Below are 23357 nucleotides of genomic sequence, written 5' to 3' on the forward strand. Positions count from 1 at the left end.
CCGTGTCCGGTCCGGACAACCCATCGTAGCGAGGGATCCGCCCCCTCGTTCGCCGAGGCTCGGTCCGGCCCGGCACCGGGCGGGACCCGGGCCGGATACGCCGAACGGCGGGCACCCGGGGAATCCCGGGCGCCCGCCGCCTCGTGAAGGGCCGCAGGCCCTCAGACCACGATCAGCGCGTCCAGCGGGGCGCCGGCGAGCGCCCCGGACAGCTTCTCCCGGCCTGGCAGGAACGACAGCTCCATCAGGACCGCCACACCGGCGACCTCCGCCCCGGCCCGCCGGATGAGGGAGAGCGATGCCTCCGCCGTGCCGCCGGTGGCCAGGACGTCGTCGATGACCATCACCCGGTCACCCGCCGCCAGGTCCTCCGCGTGGACCTCGATCTCCGCGGTCCCGTACTCCAGCTCGTAGGACTGCGCCAGGGTCGCCCCCGGCAGCTTCCCGGCCTTGCGCACCGGCACGAAGCCGATGCCCGCCTGCACGGCGACCGGGGCCGCCAGGATGAACCCGCGCGCCTCCAGCCCGACGATCTTCGTCGCGCCGTACCGCGCGGCCAGTTCCACCAGTACGTCCGTCAGCGCGGCGAACGCCTTCGGGTCGGCCAACAGCGGGGTGATGTCCTTGAACATCACGCCCGGCTTCGGGTAGTCGGCAACGTCCTTGATGCGGCTGAGCAGCAGCTCCCGCGCCTGCTCGGAGATCACGCTCACCGCCGCCGCCCCGCGCGTCCCTGCGTCTGCGCGACGATCTGCGGGCCGCCCTCGCCGTCGCCCTCGGCGTCGGAGCCGTAGCCCTCCTCCGGGGACTCGCCCCTGGCGGCCGCGGCCTCGCGCTTCGCGAGCACCCGCTTCTTCAGCGCCTTCATGCCCGGCTCGCGCTCCTTCAGGTCCACGACCAGCGGGGTCGCGATGAAGATCGAGGAGTACGCACCGGCCGCGAGGCCGACGAACAGCGACAGCGAGATGTCGTTGAGCATGCCCGCGCCCAGGAAGCCGCCGCCGATGAACAGCAGCGCGCCGACCGGGAGCAGCGCCACGACGGTCGTGTTGATCGAGCGGACCAGCGTCCCGTTGATGCTGCGGTTGGCGATCTCGCTGAAGGTGTAGCGGGTCTGCTTGGTGATGTCCTTCGACCCCTCCTTGAGACCGTCGAAGACGACGACGGTGTCGTAGAGGGAGTAACCGAGGATCGTGAGCAGACCGATCACGGTGCCCGGGGTGACCTCGAAGCCGACCAGCGCGTACACGCCGACGGTGATGGTGAGGTCGTGGATCAGCGCGATCAGCGCGGCGACCGCCATCCGCCATTCGAAGGCGATGGCGAGGTAGATCACCACGAGGATCATGAAGACGCCGAGGCCGGTCCAGGCCTTGTTGGCGATCTGCTCGCCCCAGCTGGGACCGACGAGGTCGGCGTTGATGCCGGCCTGGTCGACCTTGAGGTCACTGGCGAGCTGCTTCTTCACGTCGGCCGCGGAGGCGGTGTCCAGACCGGTGATCTGGATGCGCAGGCCGCCGGTGCCGAGTTCCTGGACGATCGCGTCGTGGCCCGAGGCCTTCTCCGCGTCCTCGGTCGCCTTGGCGACGGAGACGGCCGTCTTCGGGGTGGTGAAGACGGCACCGCCCTTGAACTCGATGCCCATGTTGAGGCCCTGAACGGCCAGGGCCACGATCGCCGTGATGGTGATCAGGATGGAAACGCCGTACCAGAGAAAACGCTTGCCGACGAAGTCGTATCCGACCTCACCGCGGTACAGCTTGGCGCCGAGATCTCCCAGCTTCGACATCTCTCACGCCTCCTTTGCGTCGACGGGGGCGGAGACGGTACCGGAACCGGTGCGACGGGACCGGCGCAGCGGCGGCTTCGCGCCGAGCCGCTTCGGGTCCAGCCCGGACCACGGGTGGCCGCTGGAGAAGAACTTCGTACGGGCCAGCAGCGTCATGACGGGCTTGGTGAACAGGAACACCACGACCACGTCGAGCAGGGTGGTGAGGCCCAGCGTGAAGGCGAAGCCCTGCACCTTGCCGACGGTCACGATGAACAGCACCGCGGCGGCCAGGAACGACACGAAGTCGGACACCAGGATCGTACGCCGGGCCCGCGGCCAGGCGCGCTCGACGGCCGGACGCAGGGTGCGGCCCTCGCGGATCTCGTCACGGATGCGTTCGAAGTACACGATGAACGAGTCGGCCGTGATGCCGATGGCGACGATCGCGCCGCAGACGGCCGGCAGGTTCAGCGCGAAACCGATGCCCTTGCCCAGCAGCGCCATGATCGTGTAGGTCAGGATCGCGGACACCAGCAGCGAGACGATCGCGATGAACGCCAGGCCGCGGTAGTACACGAGCAGGTAGATCACGACGAGGAGCAGGCCGATCGCACCGGCGATCAGGCCGGCCTTCAGCTGCTCGCCGCCGAGGGCGGCGGTGACGGTGGTGACGCTGTCTTCCTGGAAGGACAGCGGCAGGGCGCCGTACGAGAGCATGTTGCCCAGGTCCTGCGCGGACTGCTGGGTGAAGCCGCCCGAGATCTGGGCGTTGCCGCCGGTCAGCGCCTGGCTCACGGACGGGTCGGAGATGACCTGGCCGTCGAGCACGATCGCGAACTGGTTCTGCGGGGGCTGCTTGGCCGCGAGGTCACCGGTGATCTTGGCGAACTTGTCGGCGCCCTTGTCGGTGAACTGCATGGTGACGATCCACTGACCGGACTGCTGGTCGATCTGGCCCTTGGCGTCGTCGACGTCCTGGCCGTTGACCGCGGCGGGACCGAGCACCCACTTGCCCCAGGTGTCGCCGCGCTGGCCGCAGGCGACCATCGGGTCCTCGGGCTTGACGCCCTGGGCCGCGGTGGCGCGCTGCTTCTCGTCCGTGCAGTCCAGGGCGGCGAACTTGGCCTGGAGCGCGGAGGCGGCGGCGTCGGGCGACGGCGTCGCGGACGGGGTCGGAGCCTTGTTGTCGTCTGCCTTCTTCGACTCGCTCGCGGAGGGCGAGGGAGTGGGGCTGCCCGGGGCCTTGAGGGCCTCACTGAGCGCGCGGCCCTGAGAAGTGGCGCTGGACGACGGGGTGGCGGAGGGGCTGGCCTTCTTGCCGTCCCCGGCCTTGGGGGCGCCGGAGCCGCTCGGGGAGGCGCTGGGCGATCCACTGGGCGATCCGCTGGGCGAGGCGTTGGGGGCGGCCGGTTCACCGCTCGTGAACGCGAGCACCGGGCGGAAGTAGAGCTGGGCGGTGGTACCGACCTGCTCGCGCGCCTGCTGCTCGTTCATCCCCTTGGGGATGTTCACGATGATGTGGTCCTTGCCCTGCGTCTGGACCTCGGCCTCCGTCACACCGAGACCGTTGACACGGCGCTCGATGATCCCGACGGCGGTGTTCATGTTCGTCGGGTTGATCGCGTCCGGCTTGCCGGGCTCGCTCTTGGCCTTGAGCGTGATGCTCGTACCGCCCGCGAGGTCGATGCCGAGACGGGGGGTCGTCTGCTTCGTGAGGAACATCCCCGCGGTGAGCGCCACCATCGCGATCAGGATGATGGCCAGGGCGCGCCCCGGCCTCCCCTGAGCCCCCGTGGGCCGCCGGCCCTTCTTCGGTGCTGCCACCTTGTCGTATCTCCCTGTCCAACCGTCCCGCGCCGGGTCAGCGCGCGGACGGCCAAGAAATGTGTGGTGGGGACCCCTGCCCCCCGCAGAAACGGGTCACCGGCAGGCACCGCGGCGGCCGCCGGTCAGGCGCCGCCGCGATCCGTGCCGCCTACTGCTACTTGGCTCCGGCCTCGCCGTCGGCCTTGCCGTCCTTGGGCTCGTCGCCCTTGGGCGCGTCGGCCTGGGGCTCATCGGCCTGGGGCGCGTCCTTCTTGCCCATGTCCAGCTTCGGGGCGTCGCCCTCGGTCTCGGACTGGGTGAGCGAGGAGGCGTCGTCCGGGACGACCGGCGTGTCGATCGTCAGATCAGCGGCCTGGCCGTGGACGATGCGGTTGTACTCCTCGTCGTCGAGGACGGCACCGATGGCGTTCTTCGCGAAGATCGCGTGGACGCCGGGGGCCACTTCGAGGGTGACCGTGTCGTCACCGATCTCCTTCACCGTGGCGTACATGCCGCCGATGGTGCGGACCCCGGTGCCGGGCGTCATGTGGTCGCGCATCTGCGCGGCCGCCTGCTGCTTCTTCTTCGCGGAGCGGGTCATCAGGAACATCGCCCCGATGAGCACGATGAACGGGAGGAGTGTCACGAGATTCACGGGACGGAGATCCTTCGCACGACCGCACGGGAGACGGCCTTTTTCTACGGGGGTGGGCACGCCGACCCGAAGGGTCGGCATCGGCGGAGTCTAGGCGAGTCCGCACCGATGGAACAACGCCCAGCATGGCACCGCAGTTCCTGACCGGGCGAACCTCCGCGCCGTCAGGCCCCGAACAAGCCCTGTTGTCCGCTTGATCCGCCGCCGCCGGGCTGCGGCGGGACGAGCCCCAGGTGAACCCATGCGGCGGGGGTCGCGACACGCCCCCGGGGGGTACGGGCGAGCAGTCCCTCCCGTACCAGGAAGGGCTCCGCGACCTCCTCCACGGTCTCCCGCTCCTCCCCCACGGCCACGGCGAGCGTGGACAGCCCGACGGGGCCGCCGCCGAACAGCTTGAGCAGTGCCTCCAGCACGGCCCGGTCGAGGCGGTCGAGGCCGCGCGCGTCCACCTCGTACACCTGGAGGGCGGTACCGGCCACCTCGCGCGTGATCACCCCGTCGGCCTTGACCTGGGCGTAGTCGCGGACGCGGCGCAGCAGCCGGTTGGCGATGCGGGGGGTGCCGCGGGAACGGCCGGCGATCTCGGCGGCGCCGGCGGTGTCGATCTCCACGTCGAGGAGGCGGGCGGAGCGGTGGATGACGCGCTCCAGCTCCTCGGGGGCGTAGAACTCCATGTGGCCGGTGAAGCCGAAGCGGTCCCGCAGGGGCGGCGGCAGCAGCCCGGCGCGGGTCGTCGCCCCCACGAGGGTGAAGGGCGGCAGCTCCAGGGGGATGGCCGTGGCCCCGGGCCCCTTTCCGACGATCACATCGACGCGGAAGTCCTCCATCGCCATGTAGAGCATCTCCTCGGCGGGCCGGGACATGCGGTGGATCTCGTCGAGGAAGAGCACCTCGCCCTCCTGGAGGGAGGAGAGGATCGCGGCGAGATCGCCGGCGTGCTGGATGGCGGGGCCGGAGGTGATCCGGATCGGCGCGCCCATCTCGGCGGCGATGATCATGGAGAGGGTGGTCTTGCCGAGGCCCGGGGCGCCGGAGAGCAGCACGTGATCGGCGGTGGCCCCGCGCTGCCGGGCCGCCTTCAGGACGAGGTCCAGCTGCTGGCGGACCTTCTCCTGCCCGACGAACTCGCCGAGGTCCTTGGGGCGCAGGGCCGCCTCGACGGCGGTGTCCTCCCCGTCCGCCGCCGCCGCCACGATCCGGTCGTCGCTCTCGTCGTCCCAGTTCACGCTGTCAGTCTGCCTTCTCGCTTCGCGGATGTTCACCAACGCTGCCTTCTCCCCGCCCGGGGTCCCCCGCCCCCCTGCTCAAGCCCCCCGAGCCCGCGCCCCTTCTCCGCCCGGGGGCGGTCCGGCCCCCCCTCCGGCCCAAGGGCGGCCCGAACCCACCTCCGGTCCGGAGCCCCCGGTCCCCCGACCAGGCCCGGTCCCCAGCGGCCCGTGCCGGGGCCTGATCGGCGGGTACCGGCGGTTGCCGGGTCCCACCGGCCGGCACTTGCAGCCCCGCCGGCGTTTGAGGCGCGGGCCCGGGCAGAGCCCGGTGAACGGGAGAAGGGCGGGGTGGGGCAAGCCCCGCGCAGCGGCACCGCCCCGCACCGGCGCCGGTCCGGCACCGGACCCTCGCAGCGGCAGTGGTCCGGTCCCGGACGCCGGGCCGGGCAGCGGCGTCGGGAGCGGGCCGGGACCGCCGGGGCCGGACGCCCGCGGAGCGCACCGTCAGCGGGTGCGGTTCAGGGATTGGAGGGCCGCTCGCAAGAGCTGGGGCACCGGCGCCGAGCCACCGGCGGCAATGGCCGCCTCGGCCTGCGGCGTCACCGCCGAGACCGCCTCCTCCGCGTCCCTGGACGCGTACCCCAGGCCGATCAACGCGGCGGACAGCTGCTCGGTCCAGGGCGCGGGGCCGGCCGCGGCCGCGCGCTGCGCGCCGACCAGGCCGCTCGACCCCAGCGGAGCGCCCAGCTTGCCCTTCAGCTCCAGCAGCAGCTTCTGCGCGCCCTTCTTGCCGATGCCCGGCACCGCCGTCAGGGCCCGCTCGTCCCCCGACTCGACGGCCAGTCGCAGCGCGTCCGGGCTGTGTACGCCCAGCATCGCCTGGGCCAGCCGCGGCCCGACCCCGCTCGCCGTCTGGAGCAGCTCGAAGACCTGCCGCTCGTCGTCGTCCGCGAAGCCGTACAGCGTGAGCGAGTCCTCCCGTACGACCAGGGAGGTCGCCAGCCGGGCCGGCTCCCCGACGCGCAGGGCCGCGATGGTGTTCGGCGTGCACTGCACGGCCATGCCCACTCCCCCGACCTCGATCACGGCCAGGGTGGGGGCGAGCGCGGCGACCGGGCCGCTGACGAAAGCGATCATGAGGGGCGGCCTTTCGAGGCGTGCAGGGCGACCGCCTGCTGGAGGCGGTTCTGGGCGGGAGCCCGCCAGATGTGGCAGATGGCGAGCGCGAGCGCATCGGCGGCGTCGGCCGGCTTCGGCGGGGCGGCGAGCCGCAGCAGCCGGGTGACCATCGCCCCGACCTGCGCCTTGTCGGCCCGGCCGGATCCGGTGACGGCGGCCTTGACCTCGCTCGGGGTGTGCAGCGCGACCGGGATGCCGCGCCGCGCGGCGCACAGCATGGCGACGGCACTGGCCTGGGCGGTGCCCATCACCGTGCTGACGTTGTGCTGGCTGAACACCCGCTCCACGGCGACGACTTCGGGACGGTGCTCATCGAGCCATTCCTCTATGCCCCGCTCGATCGCGACGAGCCGGTTGCCCAGCTCCGCGTCCGCGGGGGTCCGGACGACCCCCACGCCGATCATCGTCAGCGGGCGGCCGGCGACGCCCTCGACCACGCCGACACCGCACCGGGTCAGCCCCGGGTCCACGCCGAGAACTCGCACCCCGCCCCTCCTTCGCTCGCCAGTGCGTGCAGGCTAGCCGCTGGCACTGACAAAGCGGCGGGCCGGCGGGGTGTGTCCCCGCCGGCCCGCCGCTGATGCCCGATCAGGCGTCGACCTTCTCCATGACCTCGTCCGAGACGTCGAAGTTGGCGAAGACGTTCTGCACGTCGTCGCTGTCCTCCAGCGCGTCGATCAGCTTGAAGATCTTGCGCGCGCCCTCCTCGTCCAGCTCGACCTGCATGGTCGGCAGGAAGTTGGAGTCGGCCGAGTCGTAGTCGATGCCGGCCTCCTGGAGGGCCGTGCGGACGGCGACCATGTCGGTGGCCTCGCTGATGATCTCGAAGCTCTCGCCGAGGTCGTTGACCTCTTCGGCGCCCGCCTCCAGCACCGTCTCCAGGACGTCGTCCTCGGAGAGCTCGCCCTTGGGCAGGAGCACGACGCCCTTGCGGTTGAACAGGTACGAGACCGAGCCCGGGTCGGCCATCGAGCCGCCGTTGCGGGTCATGGCGACGCGGACGTCGGAGGCGGCGCGGTTGCGGTTGTCGGTGAGGCACTCGATGAGCACCGCGACGCCGTTGGGGCCGTAACCCTCGTACATGATCGTCTCGTAGTCGGCGCCGCCGGCTTCGAGGCCGCCGCCGCGCTTGACCGCGGAGTCGATGTTCTTGTTCGGGACCGAGCTCTTCTTGGCCTTCTGGATGGCGTCGAAGAGGGTCGGGTTGCCATCGATGTCGGCACCGCCCATACGGGCCGCGACCTCGATGTTCTTGATCAGCTTCGCGAAGAGCTTGCCGCGCTTGGCGTCAACCACGGCCTTCTTGTGCTTCGTCGTAGCCCATTTAGAGTGGCCGGACATCTGCCTGTCTCCTTCGCGTCACCAACAGTGTTCGCCTCAGATCCTACCGGGACGCCGTCACAGCCCGGCGCGCACCATGTCGACGAAGTACGCGTGGACGCGGTCGTCCCCGGTCAGCTCCGGGTGGAACGAGGTCGCGAGGACGTTGCCCTGGCGCACGGCGACCGTGTGCCCGTCGTACGTGGCGAGCACCTCGACCGGGGCGCCGACCGATTCGACCCACGGGGCACGGATGAAGACGCCCTCGACGGGGCCGCCTTCTATGCCCGCGAAGTCGATCTTCGCCTCGAAGGACTCGTTCTGACGGCCGAAGGCGTTGCGGCGCACGATCATGTCGATGCCGCCCAGGGTCTCCTGGTCCTCACGGCCGTCGAGCAGCTTGTCGGCGAGCATGATCATGCCGGCGCAGGTGCCGTAGACCGGCATGCCGGCCTTCACGCGCTCGCGCAGCGGCTCCAGCATGCCGAACAGCACGGCGAGCTTCGACATGGTCGTCGACTCGCCGCCGGGGATCACCAGGGCGTCGACCTCGGCGAGCTCGTCGGGACGCCGGACCGGCCTGGCCACGGCGTCCGCCGCGGCCAGGGCGATCAGGTGCTCCCGTACGTCGCCCTGGAGGGCCAGGACACCAATCACGGGGTTGGTCATGGCAGTGACTACCAGCCGCGGTTGGCGTAGCGCTCGGCCTCGGGCAGGGTGTCGCAGTTGATGCCGACCATGGCCTCGCCCAGGTTGCGGGAGGCGTCCGCGATGATCTTCGGGTCGTCGTAGAAGGTGGTGGCCTTCACGATGGCGGCGGCGCGCTTGGCCGGGTCGCCGGACTTGAAGATGCCGGAGCCGACGAAGACGCCCTCGGCGCCGAGCTGGCGCATCAGGGCGGCGTCGGCCGGGGTGGCGACGCCACCGGCGGAGAACAGCACGACCGGGAGCTTGCCGAGCTCGGCGACCTCCTTGACGAGCTCGTACGGCGCGCGCAGCTCCTTGGCGGCGGCGAACAGCTCGTTGTTGTCGTAGCCGCGCAGGCGGGCGATCTCGTTCTTGATCTGACGCAGGTGGCGGACCGCCTCGACGACGTTGCCGGTGCCGGCCTCGCCCTTCGAGCGGATCATGGCCGCGCCCTCGGCGATGCGGCGCAGGGCCTCGCCGAGGTTGGTGGCGCCGCAGACGAAGGGGGTGGTGAACGCCCACTTGTCGGAGTGGTTGACCTCGTCGGCCGGGGTCAGGACCTCGGACTCGTCGATGTAGTCGACGCCGAGGGACTGGAGGACCTGGGCCTCGACGAAGTGGCCGATGCGGGACTTGGCCATGACCGGGATCGAGACGGCCTCGATGATCTCTTCGATCATGTTGGGGTCGGACATGCGCGCGACGCCGCCGTCCTTGCGGATGTCCGCGGGGACCCGCTCCAGGGCCATGACGGCCACGGCGCCGGCGTCCTCGGCGATCTTCGCCTGCTCGGCGTTGACCACGTCCATGATCACGCCGCCCTTGAGCTGCTCGGCCATGCCGCGCTTGACGCGGGAGGTGCCGATCGCGGACTCAGCGGACTGCGGGGTGGAGGGAAGCGTGCTCACGGGTTGACCTCACTCGAAGGAAGACGGGTGCTGCGGGTTTTACCGGGCTGAGCAAACCGTCATCGACCAGTCCACTGCAAGGGCCAATAAGGAGCCGGTGGCTCCTTCCAAGTTGGCCTTTCGGTACAACTCGCGGAGCGGAACCCAGGGCCTGCCCTCCGGATCAGGCCGGGCGGTCGGCGAGGTCCGCGGGGGGTTCGTCGTCCATCTCGAAGGCGAGCGGGAACGGCGCGTGTCCCGCCAGCCTGAACCAGCGGACCTTGCGGTGCCGGCGCAGCGCGCGGGCGGCGCGCACGGCGTCGTTGTGGAACCTGCGGGCCATCGGCACCCGGCGGACGGCCGCCGCCAGTTCCTCCGCGGCCTCCTCGCCCCCGGGAGCCGCCTTGACGGCCTCGACCTGGTCGGCGTCGGCGAACACCGCGCGCAGCGCCTGGCTGAGTTCGCTCTCGGCGACCTCGCGGTGGTCCTCCTCGGCCTGGCGGGCGGCGTGGGCGGCCTCGTACAGCACGAGCGAGGAGGCGGGGTCCAGCACTCCGGACGTCGCCACCTCCAGCACCACGGAAGCCCGCCGGACGAGCTGGGCGTCGAGGGCGGCGCGGGCGGCGTCCATGCGGGTGTGGAGCCGGTCGAGCCGTCCGGCGGTCCAGCTGAGGTAGACCCCGATGACGCCGAGCGCCAGGGCGATCCAGACAAGGGTTTCGATCACGGGCCGCGACTCTACCCGCGAACGCGCCGGTCAGGTCCCGGCGCCCGGCCTCGCGGACCGCCGGGCTGCCGGACTGCCGGCCGCCCCACCTCCCCCGGCCCCGCCGGGAGGTCACGTCTCCCGGGAGAGCCCCCACCGGGTCCGCAGCGGAACCCGCTCGTCGGTGGCCACCGCCGCCGCGCCGTCCGTGACCGTCTCGTAGACGGCCAGGATGTCCGCGCCCACGGTCGACCAGTCGAAGCGGCGCACGTGCGCGGAGCCGCGCGCGCTCAGTTCCGCCCGCCGCGCCGGATCGCGCAGCAGCCGTACGGCGGCCTCGGCCAGGGCGCCCGCGTCCTCGTTGGCGAAGAGCTCGCCCGCCGCGCCCTGGTCCAGGACCTGCGCGAACGCGTCCAGGTCGGAGGCGAGCACGGCGGCGCCCGCCGACAGGGCCTCGACGAGGATGATCCCGAAGCTCTCGCCGCCGGTGTTGGGCGCGACGTACACGTCGACGCTGCGCAGCAGCCTCGCCTTGTCCTCGTCGGAGACCATGCCGAGGAACTCGACGCGGGAGCGCAGGTCGGCCGGGAGGGAGGCCACCGCCTCCTCCTCGTCGCCGCGGCCCGCCACGAGGAGCCGTACGTCCGGGCACTCCTCGACGATCCGCGGGAAGGCCGCCATCAGTACGGGCAGGCCCTTCCTCGGCTCGTCGATGCGGCCGATGAAGCCGAGCGTGCTTGCGCCCCACTCCTCCTTGGGCTCGGCGGAGGCGAAGAAGTCCACGTCGACGCCGTTGGGGATCACGACCGCGTCGCCGCCGAGGTGCTCGACCAGGGTGCGCCGCGCGTACTCGCTCACCGCGATCCGCGCGCTGATCTTCTCCAGCGCGGGCTGCAGGATCGGGTACGCCGCGATCATGGCCCGGGAGCGCGGGTTCGAGGTGTGGAAGGTGGCCACGATCGGCCCCTGCGCCGCCCAGCAGGACAGCAGCCCCAGCGAGGGCGAGGCCGGTTCGTGGATGTGGATCACGTCGAAGACCCCGTCGTGCAGCCAGCGCCGCACCCGGGCCGCCGAGAGGAACCCGAAGTTCAGGCGGGCCACCGACCCGTTGTACGGCACCGGCACCGCCCGCCCGGCCGAGACCACGTACGGGGGCAGCGGCGTCTCGTCGTCGGCCGGGGCGAGCACCGAGACCTCGTGGCCGAGGCGGATCAGGTGCTCGGCGAGGTCACGGATGTGGAACTGGACCCCGCCCGGTACGTCCCAGGAGTAGGGGCACACGATGCCGATCTTCACAGCGCGCGCTCCTCCAGGTCGTCCAGCCACAGCCGCTGCAGCATGTGCCAGTCCTCCGGGTGCTCGGAGATGCCCGACGCGAAGGCGTCCGCGAGCGCCTGGGTCATGGCGGCGGTCTTCTCGGTCCGGGTGCCGGTCTGCGGCACCGTCACCTCGGGGTGGATCCGGCCGTACATTTTGGGCGTGTCCCCGTAGTACAGGGTCGCCGGGAGCAGTACCGCCCCCGTCTGCTGCGCCAGCAGGGCCGGGCCGGCCGGCATCCGCGCGGCGGAGCCGAAGAAGTCCACTTCCACGCCGGAGGCCGACAGGTCGCGGTCCGCCACGAGGCAGACCAGCCCGCCGGAGCGGAGCCGGCGGGCGAGGGTGCCGAAGGCGGCGCCGCCGGTGTGCGGCAGGACCTCCATGCCGAGGCTCTCGCGGTAGGCCACGAAGCGGTCGAAGAGGGTCTCGGGCTTGAGCCGCTCGGCGACCGTGGTGAAGGGCACGCCGAGGTGGCCGACGGCCCAGGCGCCGGCGAGGTCCCAGTTGGCCAGGTGCGGCAGCGCCACGACGACCCCGCGGCCGGAGGCGAGGGCCTCGCGCAGGATGTCCTCGTCCTGCATCCGGACGTCCCGGCCGAAGCGGCTGGTTTCCATGGTCGGCAGCCGGAAGGACTCCATCCAGTACCGCATGTACGAGCGCATCCCGGCCTGCGACAGCGCGCGCAGCCGCTCCGGCGAGGCGTCCGGCACCACCCGGGCCAGGTTCGACTCCAGGCGCAGCACGCTCTTGCCGCGCCGCTTCCACGTGAAGTCCGCGATGCGCCGGCCCAGGGCCACCGCCGCGGGCTCGGGGAGCTTCTTGACCCCGGCCCAGCCGAGCCCGTACAGGCCGTCTACCAGCTTCTCCCGCGCCGTCCCCATCAGGCGGCGCCGCCTTCGGCGACCGCGGCGGCGGCGTCGGCCTCGGCGGCCTCGCGGCGTACGGTGACCACCCGCTGGATCAGGGTGACCAGCGAGCCCACGGCGACGATCCACAGCGCGATCGGCAGCAGCACCCCGATCCAGGAGGGCACGCCGAAGGTCTGCAGTCCGGACAGGCCGGCCGCGACCAGCGAGATCACCAGGCGTTCGGCGCGCTCGATGAGCCCGTTGACGGCCACCGGCAGGCCAATCGATTCGCCGCGCGCCTTGGTGTACGAGACCACCTGGCCGCTGGCCAGGCAGAAGATCGCGACCGCGCACAGCACGTTGTCGTTCCCGTTGCCCGCGTACCAGAGCGCCAGGCCGCCGAAGATCGCCGCGTCCGCGACCCGGTCGAGGGTGGAGTCGAGGAAGGCGCCCCACCGGCTGGAGACACCGGCCTGGCGGGCCATGTTCCCGTCCACGAGGTCGGAGAACACGAACAGGGTGATGGTGATCGTGCCCCAGAAGAACTCGCCTCGGGGGAAGAAGACCAGCGCGCCCGCCACCACTCCGGCCGTGCCGATCAGGGTGACCGCGTCCGGGCTCACCCCCCGCCGGAGCAGAAAAGCGGCGAATGGCGTGAGAACACGCGTGAAGAATGCACGCGCGTACTTGTTCAGCATGGCCTTCCCGGAGGGTCGCTGGGCCGCACGGCCACATCGGCCACCGGCTGGCCCATCGTAGCCAGCGCCCCGGGCGCCCGGTGCCGCGCACCCACCGGTTCGTGCCGGACAATCCGCGCGCCGTGCCCACGTCACTCTCCGGACAGCCCCCGGTACGACGTATGGACGGAGTGTGACGGCAGTGCAAAGCTCGAAGGGCCGCGTTTCTGCGGAACGACTTCTTCCGCACCTGGACATCCCCCTCACCGTCCCAACCGGGAGGTACGAGCATCATGGGAGCCACCTCACACCAAGCCGGGGCCGCCGGCAGGGCACTGACGGCCGACCGCCCCTCCTCGATACGGAACGTCGTGCTGGTCGGCCACAGCGGAGCCGGTAAGACCACCCTGGTCGAAGCCCTGGCCTTGACCGCGGGCGCGGTGGGCCGGGCGGGCCGGGTCGAGGACGGCGGGACCGTCTCCGACTACGACGAGATCGAACACCGCCGCCAGCGTTCCATCCAGCTCTCCCTCGTCCCCGTCGAATGGGGCGGGATCAAGATCAACATCCTGGACACCCCCGGATACGCCGACTTCGTCGGTGAGCTCAGGGCCGGTCTGCGCGCCGCGGACGCGGCCCTCTTCGTCGTCTCGGCCGCCGACGGCATCGACGGCGCGACCCGCATGGTCTGGGACGAGTGCGAGGCCGTGGGCATGCCCCGGGCGATCGTCGTCACCCATTTGGAGGCAGCCCGCGCCGACTACGCCCAGATGACCAGCGTCTGCGGCGAGATCTTCGGCGCCGAGGACCCCGACCGCGTGATCCCGCTCTACCTGCCCCTGTACGGGCCGGCCGGGCACGACGGCCACGCCCCCGTCGCCGGCCTCCTCGGCCTGCTCTCGCGGCGCGTCCACGACTACACCTCCGGCGAACGCGTCGAACGCGACCCGGAGCCCGGCGAACTCGCCCTCATCTCCGACGCGCGCGCCCGCCTCATCGAGGGGATCATCGCCGAGAGCGAGGACGAGGGCCTGATGGACCGCTACCTGGGCGGCGAGGACATCGACCTGAAGACCCTCGTGGACGACCTGGAGCGCGCGGTCGCCCGCGGCACCTTCCACCCCGTCCTGATGGCCGCCCCCGCCGCCGAGGGCTCCCGCCAGGGCCTCGGCACCGTCGAACTCCTCGAACTGATCACCGGCGGGTTCCCCACCCCCCTGGAACGGTCCGCCGTCGCCGTCACCGCCCCGGACGGCTCCGCCCGGCCCGACGCCACCTGCGATCCCGACGGGCCGCTGGTCGCCGAGGTCGTCAAGACCTCCTCCGACCCCTACGTCGGCCGGGTCTCCCTGGTCCGCGTCTTCTCCGGCACCCTGCGCCCCGAGGAGACCGTGCACGTCAGCGGGCACGGGCTGACCGACCGGGGCCACGAGGACCACGATCTGGACGAGCGCGTCGGCGCCCTGTCCTCCCCCTTCGGCAAACAGCAGCGCACCCTCAACCGGGCCATCGCCGGGGACCTCGCCTGCGTGGCCAAACTCACCCGCGCCGAGACCGGCGACACCCTCTCCGCCAAGGACCGGCCCCTCCTCATGGAGCCCTGGCCGATGCCCGACCCGCTGCTCCCCCTCGCCATCGAGGCCCACAGCAAGGCCGACGAGGACAAGCTCTCCCAGGGCCTGGCCCGGCTCGTCGCCGAGGACCCCACCATGCGGCTGGAGCAGAACCCGCACACCCACCAGGTCGTCCTGTGGTCCCTCGGCGAGGCCCACCAGGACGTCGCCCTCGAACGGCTGCGCACCCGGTACGGGGTCCAGGTCGACGCCGTGCCGCACCGGGTCAGCCTGCGCGAGACCTTCGGCGCCAAGGCCTCCGGCCGCGGCCGCCACGTCAAGCAGTCCGGCGGGCACGGCCAGTTCGCCGTCTGCGAGATCGAGGTCGAGCCGCTCCCGCCCGGCAGCGGCGTCGAGTTCGTCGACAAGGTCGTCGGCGGCTCCGTGCCCCGCCAGTTCATCCCCTCCGTGGAGAAGGGCATCAGGGCCCAGGCCGCCCGCGGGCTCGCCGCCGGCTACCCGCTGGTCGACGTGCGCGTCACGCTGCTCGACGGCAAGGCGCACTCGGTGGACTCCTCCGACGCCGCCTTCCAGACGGCCGGCGCCCTCGCCCTGCGGGAGGCGGCCGCGGAGGCCCGGATCCACCTCCTCGAACCGGTGGCCGAGCTCGACGTGACCGTCCCCGACGAGTACGTCGGCCCCGTCATGAGCGACCTCGCCGGCCGCCGCGGCCGCGTCGTCGGCACCGAGCAGGCCGGCCCCGGCCGGACCAGGGTGCGCGCCGAGATCCCCGAGATCGAGATCGGCCGGTACGCCCTGGAGCTGCGCTCCGTATCGCACGGCACGGGCCGCTTCGGCCGCTCGTACGCCCGCCACGAACCCATGCCGCCGCAGCTGGCGGACAAGATGCGCGAACAGACGGAGAAGGGGACCTAGTTGACATAGCACACCGGAAGCCGCCCACCCAACCAGCTTGCGGTGGGCGGTATTTCCCTGTCCCATGACCATGGGGCAAGCCGCGCCGATAGGCTCTTCGGCGCGGCGCAGGAGCACAGACGCACAGCGATGGGGGCAGCGGTGGCGGACGACGGATTCGACTTCAGGCCCGGCGCGCAGATTCCGCTCCAGGGCAACGGCGGGCAGACGGCGGCGACCAACGCGCTGGCCTCCGCCGCGTACCGGGACGGCGGCAAGGACACCAAGCTGGAGGCCATCCTCGGCGCCGACAGCGATCTCCACAAGTCGACGGTGAAAGCCGGGAAGCTCTCGCTCCTCGAACCCAGCCTCGGCGAGGCCTTCTGCCGCGCCGTGGAGGCCCGGACCCTGGGGCCGGGCCGCAAGCCGCTCATCCAGTCCTTCGGGGCCGACCCGCAGACCGTCGTCGAGCACTGCCTGGCCGCCTCCCGCATCCGCAAGGTACGGGACCGCAAGCTGCGGCTGATCATGCTCGTGTGCGGGGTGGTCTTCCTGCCCGGACTGCTGCTGTGGCTGGGCCTGTTCCAGCTCCGCAAGACCCTGGCCTCCGGGACGGGCAAGCGCGCCTCCTGGCTCGGCACGGTGCTGCTCGTCGGCTTCGCGCTGATCGTGGCCGTGCTGATGTTCCGGCTGCCCTTCACCGGCTTCCTGGGCATCTACCTGCGCGCCATGATCATCGCTCCGGCGCTGGGCTGGTTCTTCGCCCGCCGGATCTGCCAGGCCACCGCCGTCGACCTGCGCTCCCGCTGGGAGGGCCTGCTGTCGGGCGGCGGGGTGGCCGCCAAGATCCCGGAGGCGGTGCCCGGCAACCCGGACGAGAAGGCCCGCGAGGACCTGCGCCACTCCCTCGCCAAGCTCACCGCCGAGGACCGCAGCAACTCCGTGTTCTACGCCGGCCCCAAGGGCATCCTGGGCATGGGCACGCGCTGGGGCAGCTGGCAGATGGCCGAGGAGCTGGCCCCCAAGACCGAGGGCGCCGAGATCCACCCGTTCCGCAGCTGGGACGTCATACGGGCGGTGGACACCGAGCTGCGCAAGCTGGAGCGGGGCCCGCTGCACACCGGCGGGTTCCCGGCCGCCTCCATCAAGCACTGGATCGTCACGCCGATCGGCGAGGGCGCGACGGAGGTGGCGCGGCCCTCCGGCGAGGGCGTCGACACCTTCGTCGTGAAGCCGCACGAGATCACCCGGATCTGCAACGAGCAGCAGTTCAGCGCCGGCGACCGGCACTACCTGGGCATCCAGTACCCGCTGTGGGACGGACAGCTGGTCATCAACATGCTGGTGACGGTCACCGTGCTCTACAAGACGCTGCGGGTGGACGTCACCGCGCACGCGCTCGGCCCGGTGCACGGGCTGTTCACCACGAAGCCCAAGACGCCGACGGTCGAGGTCCCCAAGTCCATCCGGTTCTGGGAGACCGTGGAGCGCCCGCTGCCGCTGGTCGACACCATGGAGGTGGTGCGGGTGACCGCGCGCGCCCCGCTGACCTGGTACCCGCCGCTCCTCGAATTCCTCGGCGGCAAGCTGGCGCTGCCGGAGCCCTTCGGCCTGCGGCACGTCTGGGCCGGCTCGATGTGGCGCCACCGCTTCATGGCGGACGACGCCCTGCGTACGGTCGCCCCGGTGCTGCGCGCGGTGCACGCGGCCGCGTTCCGGGTCCTGGAGGAGAACGGCTGCGACACCGAGCGCTTCACCAACCGCTCCTCGATCATGAGCGGCATCATCCAGGAGCCCTCGCCGCGCAAGGCGGACGTGTACGAGTGACGAGCGGTCCCGTACGCGCCGACGGGGCGTACGGGTACTAGCCGACGGGCCAGGCGTCGGCCAGCATCTGGCGGGTGTCCGCGAGGAGTTGCGGGAGCACCTTGGTGTGGCCGACGACCGGCATGAAGTTCGTGTCCCCGCCCCAGCGCGGCACGATGTGCTGGTGCAGGTGCGCGGCGATGCCGGCGCCGGCGGCCGCGCCCTGGTTCATGCCGATGTTGAAGCCGTGCGCCCCCGAGGCCTTGCGCAGCGCGGTCATGGCCCGCTTGGTGAGGTCCGCCAGCTCGGCCGTCTCCGGCCCGTCCAGCTCGGTGTAGTCGGCGACGTGCCGGTACGGGACGACCATCAGGTGTCCGCCGTTGTACGGGTACAGGTTCAGCACCGCGTAGACGTGCTTGCCCCGGGCGACGACCAGGCCGTCCTCATCGGACATGTCGGGGATCCCGCAGAAGGGACAGCCGTCGCCGGCCTCCGGACCGGTCGGCTTGTTCTCCCCCTGGATGTAGGCCATCCGGTGGGGCGTCCACAGACGCTGGAACGCGTCCTGCGTGCCCACACCGATCTGCTGCTCCGGCTCAGTCGTCATGGCATGCAGCATATGACCTTGCCCCCGCTGGGCGTGTCGTCGGGGCGAAGACGGGTGGCGGGGCCGCGATGCTGGGTCCATGCACGCAGAAGCCGAGGGCCGCGACGTCGCCTGGGAACGCCGCACCGAGATCCCGCTCTTCTACCTCTCACTGGTGTTCCTCGCCGGGTACGCGGTCCGCGTGCTCGCCCACGCCCATTCCCTGTGGCGCGACATCGCCGCGATCACCGTCGCCCTGACCTGGCTCTGCTTCATCGTGGACTACGTGGTGCGGCTGGTCCTGAGCCGCCAGCGGCCGCTGCGGTTCGTCCGCCGCCACTGGCTGGACACGGTGATCGTCATCCTGCCGACGCTGCGGGCGCTGCGCATGGTCAAGGTCCACGACGCGGTCATGGCCAAGCGGCGGGACCGCCCGCACCGCAGCCTGTACCCGCGCGTGATCACGTACGCCGGCCTCTCGTCGCTGCTGCTCGGCTTCTCCGGCTCGCTGGGCCTGTTCGACTCCGAGCGGCGGGACCCGCACTCCCCGATCCAGACGTTCGGGGACTCGCTGTGGTGCGTGGTCCAGACGCTGACGACGGTCGGCTACGGGGACGTGGCCCCCGTGACCGTGTCGGGGCGGCTGATCGCGACCGCCCTGATGATGTTCGGTCTGGGTCTGCTGGGGGCGGTGACGGGTTCCTTCTCGTCCTGGCTGATCCAGATCTTCCGCCGGGACGACGAGGAGGAGCCCCCGGGGGACGCACCGTCCCCGGGGGCTCCTCACTGACCCGACCGCTTAGCTCAGACCTGGACGCGGTCCGCGACGACCTTGGCCAGCTTGGCCAGGGCCTCGTCCTTGGCGATGCCGTTCTCCTGCGAACCGTCGCGGTAGCGGAAGGAGACGGTGCCCGCGGCCATGTCCTCGTCACCGACGATGATCATGAACGGGACCTTGAGCTTCTGGTGGTTCCTGATCTTCTTCTGCATCCGGTCGGAGGAGGCGTCCACCTCGACCCGCAGGCCCTGCTTCTTCGCCTCGGCGGCGAACTCCTGCAGGTACTCGACGTGCCCGTCACCGATCGGGATGCCGACCGCCTGGACCGGGGCCAGCCACGGCGGCATGGCGCCCGCGTAGTGCTCCAGCAGCACCGCGAAGAACCGCTCGATGGAGCCGAACAGGGCGCGGTGGATCATCACCGGGCGCTGACGGGAGCCGTCGGGCGCGGTGTACTCCAGGTTGAAGCGCTCCGGCAGGTTGAAGTCCAGCTGGACGGTCGACATCTGCCAGGTACGGCCGATGGCGTCCTTGCACTGCACCGAGATCTTCGGACCGTAGAAGGCGGCGCCGCCCGGGTCCGGGACCAGCGGGAGGCCCTGCTTCTCGGCGACCTGCGCGAGGACGGCGGTGGCCTCCTCCCACGCCTCGTCCGAGCCGACGAACTTCTCCGGGTCCTTGGTCGACAGCTCCAGGTAGAAGTCGGTCAGACCGTAGTCGCGGAGCAGGTTCAGCACGAAGGTGAGGGTGCGGTCGAGCTCCTCGGCCATCTGCTCACGGGTGCAGTAGATGTGCGCGTCGTCCTGGGTGAAGCCGCGGGCGCGGGTCAGGCCGTGGACGACGCCCGACTTCTCGTACCGGTACACCGTGCCGAACTCGAACAGGCGCAGCGGCAGTTCGCGGTAGGAGCGGCCGCGCGCGTCGAAGATCAGGTTGTGCATCGGGCAGTTCATGGGCTTGAGGTAGTAGTCGGTACCACCGTCGAGCTGCATGGGGGGGTACATGCCCTCCGCGTACCAGTCCAGGTGGCCGCTCTTCTCGAAGAGGGCGCCCTTGGTGGCGTGCGGGGTGTAGACGAACTCGTAGCCCTCCTCCTCGTGCCGGCGGCGCGAGTAGTCCTCCATGGTCCGGCGGATGATGCCGCCGCGCGGGTGGAAGACGGCGAGGCCGGAGCCGATCTCGTCCGGGACGGAGAAGAGGTCGAGCTCGTTGCCGAGCTTGCGGTGGTCGCGCTTCTCGGCCTCGGCGAGGAAGTCGAGGTGGGCCTTCAGCTCGTCCTTCGACGGCCACGCGGTGCCGTAGATGCGCTGGAGCATCGGGTTCTTCTCGCTGCCGCGCCAGTAGGCGGCCGCGTTGCGCATCAGCTTGAACGCGGGGATGTTGCGGGTGGTGGGCAGGTGGGGACCGCGGCAGAGGTCCTTCCAGCACAGCTCGCCGGTCTTCGCGTCGAGGTTGTCGTAGATGGTCAGCTCGCCGCCGCCCACCTCGACGTTCGCGCCGTCGTCGGTCGAGGCCGAACCCTTGATGCCGATGAGCTCCAGCTTGTACGGCTCGCCGGCGAGCTCCTCGCGGGCCGCCTCGTCGGTGACGACGCGGCGGGCGAAGCGCTGGCCGCGCTTCTGGATCTCCTGCATCTTCTTCTCGATGGCCTTGAGGTCATCGGGGGTGAAGGGCTTCTCGACGTCGAAGTCGTAGTAGAAGCCGTTCTGGACCGGCGGGCCGATGCCCAGCTTGGCCTCGGGGAACAGCTCCTGCACGGCCTGCGCCATGACGTGCGCGGTCGAGTGGCGCAGGATGTTCAGGCCGTCCTCGGAGGAGATCTCCACCGGCTCGACGGTCTCGCCGTCCCGCACCTCGTACGCGAGGTCCTTCAGCTCTCCGGCGATGCGCGCGGCGACGATGGTGCGCTCGCCGGCGAAGAGCTCCGCCGCCGTAGTGCCCGTGGCCACCACGCGCTCGTCCCGCTCGGAATCGCGTTGGATGATCACACGGACGTCTGACACCGGTCTCTCCTGACTCAGGGGGTGCGCGAGCGAACACTGCGCGCCTGAATCGTACCGAGCCGAGCGGCCGCGCCGCTAAACGGTTACGGCCGCCCCGCCCGCGCTGGCTACCGTGGGCCCCGCGCCGCTCCCCCACGAACCCGCGAAGGGACCCCTCCCGTGCCGACCCCGCCCGTCCGCCCGCTGGACCTGACCGACGACCGGACCGCCCGGGCCGTCCACCGGATCGGCCTGGCCGCGTACGCGGTGGAGGCGGAGCTGATCGGCTTCGACGGCATCCCCGCGCTCGGCGAGAGCCTCGCGGACCTGCGGGCGCGGCCGCTGCGCTGGCTGGGGGCCATGAGCTCCGAGGGCTCCGAAGGCGCCGTTGCCGGGTTCCTGGCCTGGGAGGAGACCCCGCCCGGGGAGCCGGTCCGCCTGGACCGGCTGTGCGTGGACCCGGCCCGGTTCCGCCGGGGGATCGCCTCCCTGCTGCTGCGCCACGCGCTGACGGAGCTCTTCGCGGGGCGCGTCGTGGAGGTCACCACCGGCGCGGCCAACGCCCCCGCGGTGACCCTGTACGAACGCCTCGGCTTCGTCCGCGGCGCCGACTTCTCCCCCGTCCCGGGCCTGACCATGGCCTCCTTCCGCCGCCACGGCTGAGCCCCGGCCGCCGGGCCCGGCGCCCTACTCGTCGTCCGGCAGCGCGTCGGCGGGGTCGAAGGCGGCGTCGAGCGACTTCATCAGCCGGTCCCGCTCCACCTCGTCCAGCGGTACGGGGGTCACGTCCGTCGCGTCGGAGAGCCGGCGGAAGCCGCCCCGGCGCTGGAGCCGGCCGCTGACCCGGACCGGCAGGCCCACCAGGTGGGCGTGGCCCGCGATGCGGTACGACTCCTCGTCCAGCGCGGCCCTGACGTAGGGGACCTCCGCTCCCGCCAGCACCCGCAGCCGGACCGTCCCCCCTCCCCCGGCGGCCTTGCGCCGCATCCGGACCACGGCGCCGGCGATCCGGACCGGGACGGCGGGTTCCGCCCGGGTGTAGCGCGCGGCGGCCTCCCGCAGCACGGGCAGGTCGCCCGGGGAGAACTCCACCGGCTCCGGCCGCGCCGCGCACCCCGCCGGGACCCCGGCCGCCGGCGCCCACGCCAGCGCGACCCGGGCCCCCTCCGAGCCCCGGACCAGCGCGATCAGCGCGTCCGCGAGCTCCCGGCTGACCCCCGCCCCCACCGCCGCGTCGAAGGCCTCCATGCCGCCGGTGGCCCGCTGGTAGTCCACCGCCTCCCGCGCCGCGTGCAGCGCGTGGTGGAGCCGGGTCATCGTGCCCCGGCCGCCGTCCACCGGGACGTACGCCGTCAGCCGCCGCCCGCCCGGCGCCGGTCCCACCAGCACCCCCTCCAGGGCCCGTTCGGCCTGCGCCCGGTGCCGCGCCCCGTAGTACCCGGCGCGGGCCCGGTCCGCCAGGGCCCCGGCCAGCAGCAGGTGCCGGGCCGCCGAGCGCAGCTGTTCCTGCACCGTCCAGTCGGCCTCGGCCCGGAAGCCGTGGGGGCCCTCCGGTATCTCCCGCTCCCACCGGATCTCGTCGCTCGGCACGCTCAGCCCGTACAGCACCTCCCGCGCCGACGGCAGGGCGCTGCGCGCGAGGGCGCCGAGCGCCTCCTCCAGCAGGTCCGCGCAGTCGGGGAAGGCCCGGGTCTCGGGGACGAGCAGGCTGGTGCCGCCGTGGCCGGGCGGGCTCCAGCGGCCGTAGCGTCCGGCGGCCCCGCCGCGCCGCAGCCAGCCGTGCCGGTGCAGCAGCGCGCCCAGCACCGCCGGATCGACGAGGGCCGGATCCGGGGTGCCCGCGGTGAACTCCGGGGACGACAGCGGCTCCAGGTGCGGTGAGTGCCAGTTCATCAAGGTGTCCCTCCCGACCCGACCCGGGTCATGATCTCGCACAGCGCCCGGTCGTCGAAGATCCGCGTGGTCGGGATCCGTACGGTGGTCCGGCGGCGGCCGGTGACGGGGTGTCCGGCGAGGTTGGTCCAGTAGCAGCAGTGGCGCAGGTCGAGCCGGTCGTGCCCGGCGGACAGCCACTGGTCGCGCTCCCTGGGCACGAGCATCACGACCAGGATCTTGTGCACGGCGACCGGGCTCCGGGCGAGCTTCACCAGGTGCTCGTTGTCCAGGGTGAAGCCGAAGGTGGGCCCGGCCGGTCTGGGCGGTACCTGGTACGTCGCCTTCAGCTGCACCTTGATGGTGACCTCGTCGTCGACGACGTGTTCGGGTGCGCCGTGGCTGACGTGCCAGTCGATGCCGTTGTCCGGGAAGGGCTGGGACAGCGAGCAGCCGGCCGCGGCAGCGACGGCGTGCAGATAGCCCACCTGGAGGGTCTCCATGCAGGCGGTGGTGGCGAGTGTGCCGCGCAGCGGTCCGGTCCGCGCGTCGGGCCGCGGATCGATCCGTCCCGCCAGCACCCCGCCCGGTTCGGGCTGCGCGAGCGCCATGGCCGGCTCCCCATGCCTTCCGGGCTCTGCCGAATGAGGGTGGAGTGGTGGGTGGGGTGACGACCGGTCATGTGTGCGGTCCCCCAGGGAAGTTGTCTCCGTACCCGGCTGCCCGCAAACGGCGTACAGCGCAAACAGCCCGGGTATCACCGAATCGGGCAAGGGTGGCGCGTCATGGGTGCGCCCCATCTGC

The 23357-nt window shown here is 71.9% G+C and carries 22 protein-coding genes; 4 read left to right on the top strand and 18 right to left on the bottom strand.

All coding sequences use genetic code 11. The annotated features are described in order from the left end of the window. Positions 1–161: 161 nt before the first annotated feature. The 14 genes from IE248_RS22725 to pgsA all read right to left on the bottom strand — a co-directional run bounded on the left by IE248_RS22725 (position 162) and on the right by pgsA (position 13082). Complete coding sequence (locus tag IE248_RS22725) at positions 162–707, bottom strand: adenine phosphoribosyltransferase (protein ID WP_008740474.1); 546 nt, start codon at positions 705–707, stop codon at positions 162–164. 2 nt (positions 708–709) lie between these two features. After that, on the bottom strand, positions 710–1789 hold the full coding sequence (gene secF / locus IE248_RS22730; RefSeq protein WP_100582409.1) for a protein translocase subunit SecF: 1080 nt from the start codon (positions 1787–1789) through the stop codon (positions 710–712). A gap of 3 nt (positions 1790–1792) precedes the next feature. After that, positions 1793–3595, bottom strand: coding sequence for a protein translocase subunit SecD (gene secD, locus IE248_RS22735; protein ID WP_100582408.1), 1803 nt, complete (start codon positions 3593–3595; stop codon positions 1793–1795). Positions 3596–3752: 157 nt separating this feature from the next. Further along, on the bottom strand, positions 3753–4232 hold the full coding sequence (gene yajC / locus IE248_RS22740; RefSeq protein WP_190031553.1) for a preprotein translocase subunit YajC: 480 nt from the start codon (positions 4230–4232) through the stop codon (positions 3753–3755). A 164-nt stretch (positions 4233–4396) separates the two neighbouring features. Then, positions 4397–5458: a Holliday junction branch migration DNA helicase RuvB gene (gene ruvB, locus IE248_RS22745; protein WP_008740478.1), complete on the bottom strand. Its 1062-nt coding sequence runs from the start codon at positions 5456–5458 to the stop codon at positions 4397–4399. A gap of 486 nt (positions 5459–5944) precedes the next feature. After that, entirely contained in the window at positions 5945–6577 is a 633-nt protein-coding gene (gene ruvA, locus IE248_RS22750; protein WP_008740479.1) for a Holliday junction branch migration protein RuvA, read from the bottom strand. Next, positions 6574–7104, bottom strand: coding sequence for a crossover junction endodeoxyribonuclease RuvC (ruvC, locus tag IE248_RS22755; RefSeq protein WP_073795938.1), 531 nt, complete (start codon positions 7102–7104; stop codon positions 6574–6576). Before ruvC ends, ruvA begins: the two co-directional genes overlap by 4 nt. Before the next feature lie 103 nt (positions 7105–7207). Further along, complete coding sequence (locus tag IE248_RS22760; protein WP_008740481.1) at positions 7208–7960, bottom strand: YebC/PmpR family DNA-binding transcriptional regulator; 753 nt, start codon at positions 7958–7960, stop codon at positions 7208–7210. Positions 7961–8017: 57 nt separating this feature from the next. Continuing rightward, the gene (pdxT, locus tag IE248_RS22765; protein ID WP_037792337.1) at positions 8018–8608 is read right to left on the bottom strand and encodes a pyridoxal 5'-phosphate synthase glutaminase subunit PdxT; all 591 of its coding nucleotides are present in this window, start codon (positions 8606–8608) and stop codon (positions 8018–8020) included. A gap of 8 nt (positions 8609–8616) precedes the next feature. Beyond that, entirely contained in the window at positions 8617–9534 is a 918-nt protein-coding gene (pdxS, locus tag IE248_RS22770) for a pyridoxal 5'-phosphate synthase lyase subunit PdxS (RefSeq protein WP_008740483.1), read from the bottom strand. 163 nt (positions 9535–9697) lie between these two features. Then, positions 9698–10240: a LemA family protein gene (locus IE248_RS22775; protein ID WP_008740484.1), complete on the bottom strand. Its 543-nt coding sequence runs from the start codon at positions 10238–10240 to the stop codon at positions 9698–9700. 111 nt (positions 10241–10351) lie between these two features. Further along, positions 10352–11515, bottom strand: a complete 1164-nt coding sequence (locus tag IE248_RS22780; RefSeq protein WP_100582406.1) for a glycosyltransferase family 4 protein — start codon at positions 11513–11515, stop codon at positions 10352–10354. Then, positions 11512–12417 carry a phosphatidylinositol mannoside acyltransferase gene (locus IE248_RS22785; protein ID WP_037792338.1) on the bottom strand — a complete coding sequence of 302 codons (906 nt, stop codon included), beginning with the start codon at positions 12415–12417 and terminating at the stop codon, positions 11512–11514. Before IE248_RS22785 ends, IE248_RS22780 begins: the two co-directional genes overlap by 4 nt. Continuing rightward, complete coding sequence (pgsA, locus tag IE248_RS22790) at positions 12417–13082, bottom strand: phosphatidylinositol phosphate synthase (protein ID WP_008740487.1); 666 nt, start codon at positions 13080–13082, stop codon at positions 12417–12419. The genes IE248_RS22785 and pgsA overlap by 1 nt, the downstream gene beginning before the upstream one ends. A gap of 272 nt (positions 13083–13354) precedes the next feature. Here pgsA and IE248_RS22795 point away from each other — a divergent pair, with 272 nt between their 5' ends. Beyond that, the gene (locus tag IE248_RS22795) at positions 13355–15550 is read left to right on the top strand and encodes an elongation factor G-like protein EF-G2 (RefSeq protein WP_190031554.1); all 2196 of its coding nucleotides are present in this window, start codon (positions 13355–13357) and stop codon (positions 15548–15550) included. 141 nt (positions 15551–15691) lie between these two features. Then, positions 15692–17356: an AbeC-like domain-containing protein gene (locus IE248_RS22800; protein ID WP_100582404.1), complete on the top strand. Its 1665-nt coding sequence runs from the start codon at positions 15692–15694 to the stop codon at positions 17354–17356. A 37-nt stretch (positions 17357–17393) separates the two neighbouring features. On the opposite strand, the gene IE248_RS22805 is transcribed toward IE248_RS22800, so the two are convergent. Continuing rightward, complete coding sequence (locus tag IE248_RS22805) at positions 17394–17954, bottom strand: HIT family protein (protein ID WP_008740492.1); 561 nt, start codon at positions 17952–17954, stop codon at positions 17394–17396. A 67-nt stretch (positions 17955–18021) separates the two neighbouring features. On the opposite strand from IE248_RS22805, the gene IE248_RS22810 reads away from it, so the two are divergent. After that, a complete protein-coding gene (locus tag IE248_RS22810; protein WP_008740494.1) occupies positions 18022–18711 on the top strand; it encodes a potassium channel family protein in 690 nt (229 codons plus the stop codon). A 14-nt stretch (positions 18712–18725) separates the two neighbouring features. Here IE248_RS22810 and thrS read toward each other — a convergent pair whose 3' ends face one another. Continuing rightward, positions 18726–20702 carry a threonine--tRNA ligase gene (gene thrS, locus IE248_RS22815; protein ID WP_008740495.1) on the bottom strand — a complete coding sequence of 659 codons (1977 nt, stop codon included), beginning with the start codon at positions 20700–20702 and terminating at the stop codon, positions 18726–18728. A gap of 159 nt (positions 20703–20861) precedes the next feature. Here thrS and IE248_RS22820 point away from each other — a divergent pair, with 159 nt between their 5' ends. Next, positions 20862–21344 carry a GNAT family N-acetyltransferase gene (locus IE248_RS22820; RefSeq protein WP_073795941.1) on the top strand — a complete coding sequence of 161 codons (483 nt, stop codon included), beginning with the start codon at positions 20862–20864 and terminating at the stop codon, positions 21342–21344. 24 nt (positions 21345–21368) lie between these two features. Here the strand turns inward: IE248_RS22820 and IE248_RS22825 are convergent, their stop codons facing one another. Then, positions 21369–22574, bottom strand: coding sequence for a hypothetical protein (locus tag IE248_RS22825; RefSeq protein WP_047960515.1), 1206 nt, complete (start codon positions 22572–22574; stop codon positions 21369–21371). Continuing rightward, positions 22574–23164 carry a DUF4365 domain-containing protein gene (locus tag IE248_RS22830; RefSeq protein WP_008740498.1) on the bottom strand — a complete coding sequence of 197 codons (591 nt, stop codon included), beginning with the start codon at positions 23162–23164 and terminating at the stop codon, positions 22574–22576. Before IE248_RS22830 ends, IE248_RS22825 begins: the two co-directional genes overlap by 1 nt. Positions 23165–23357 lie beyond the last annotated feature (193 nt).

It is taken from the genome of Streptomyces goshikiensis (assembly GCF_014650555.1).
Taxonomy (GTDB): domain Bacteria; phylum Actinomycetota; class Actinomycetes; order Streptomycetales; family Streptomycetaceae; genus Streptomyces; species Streptomyces goshikiensis.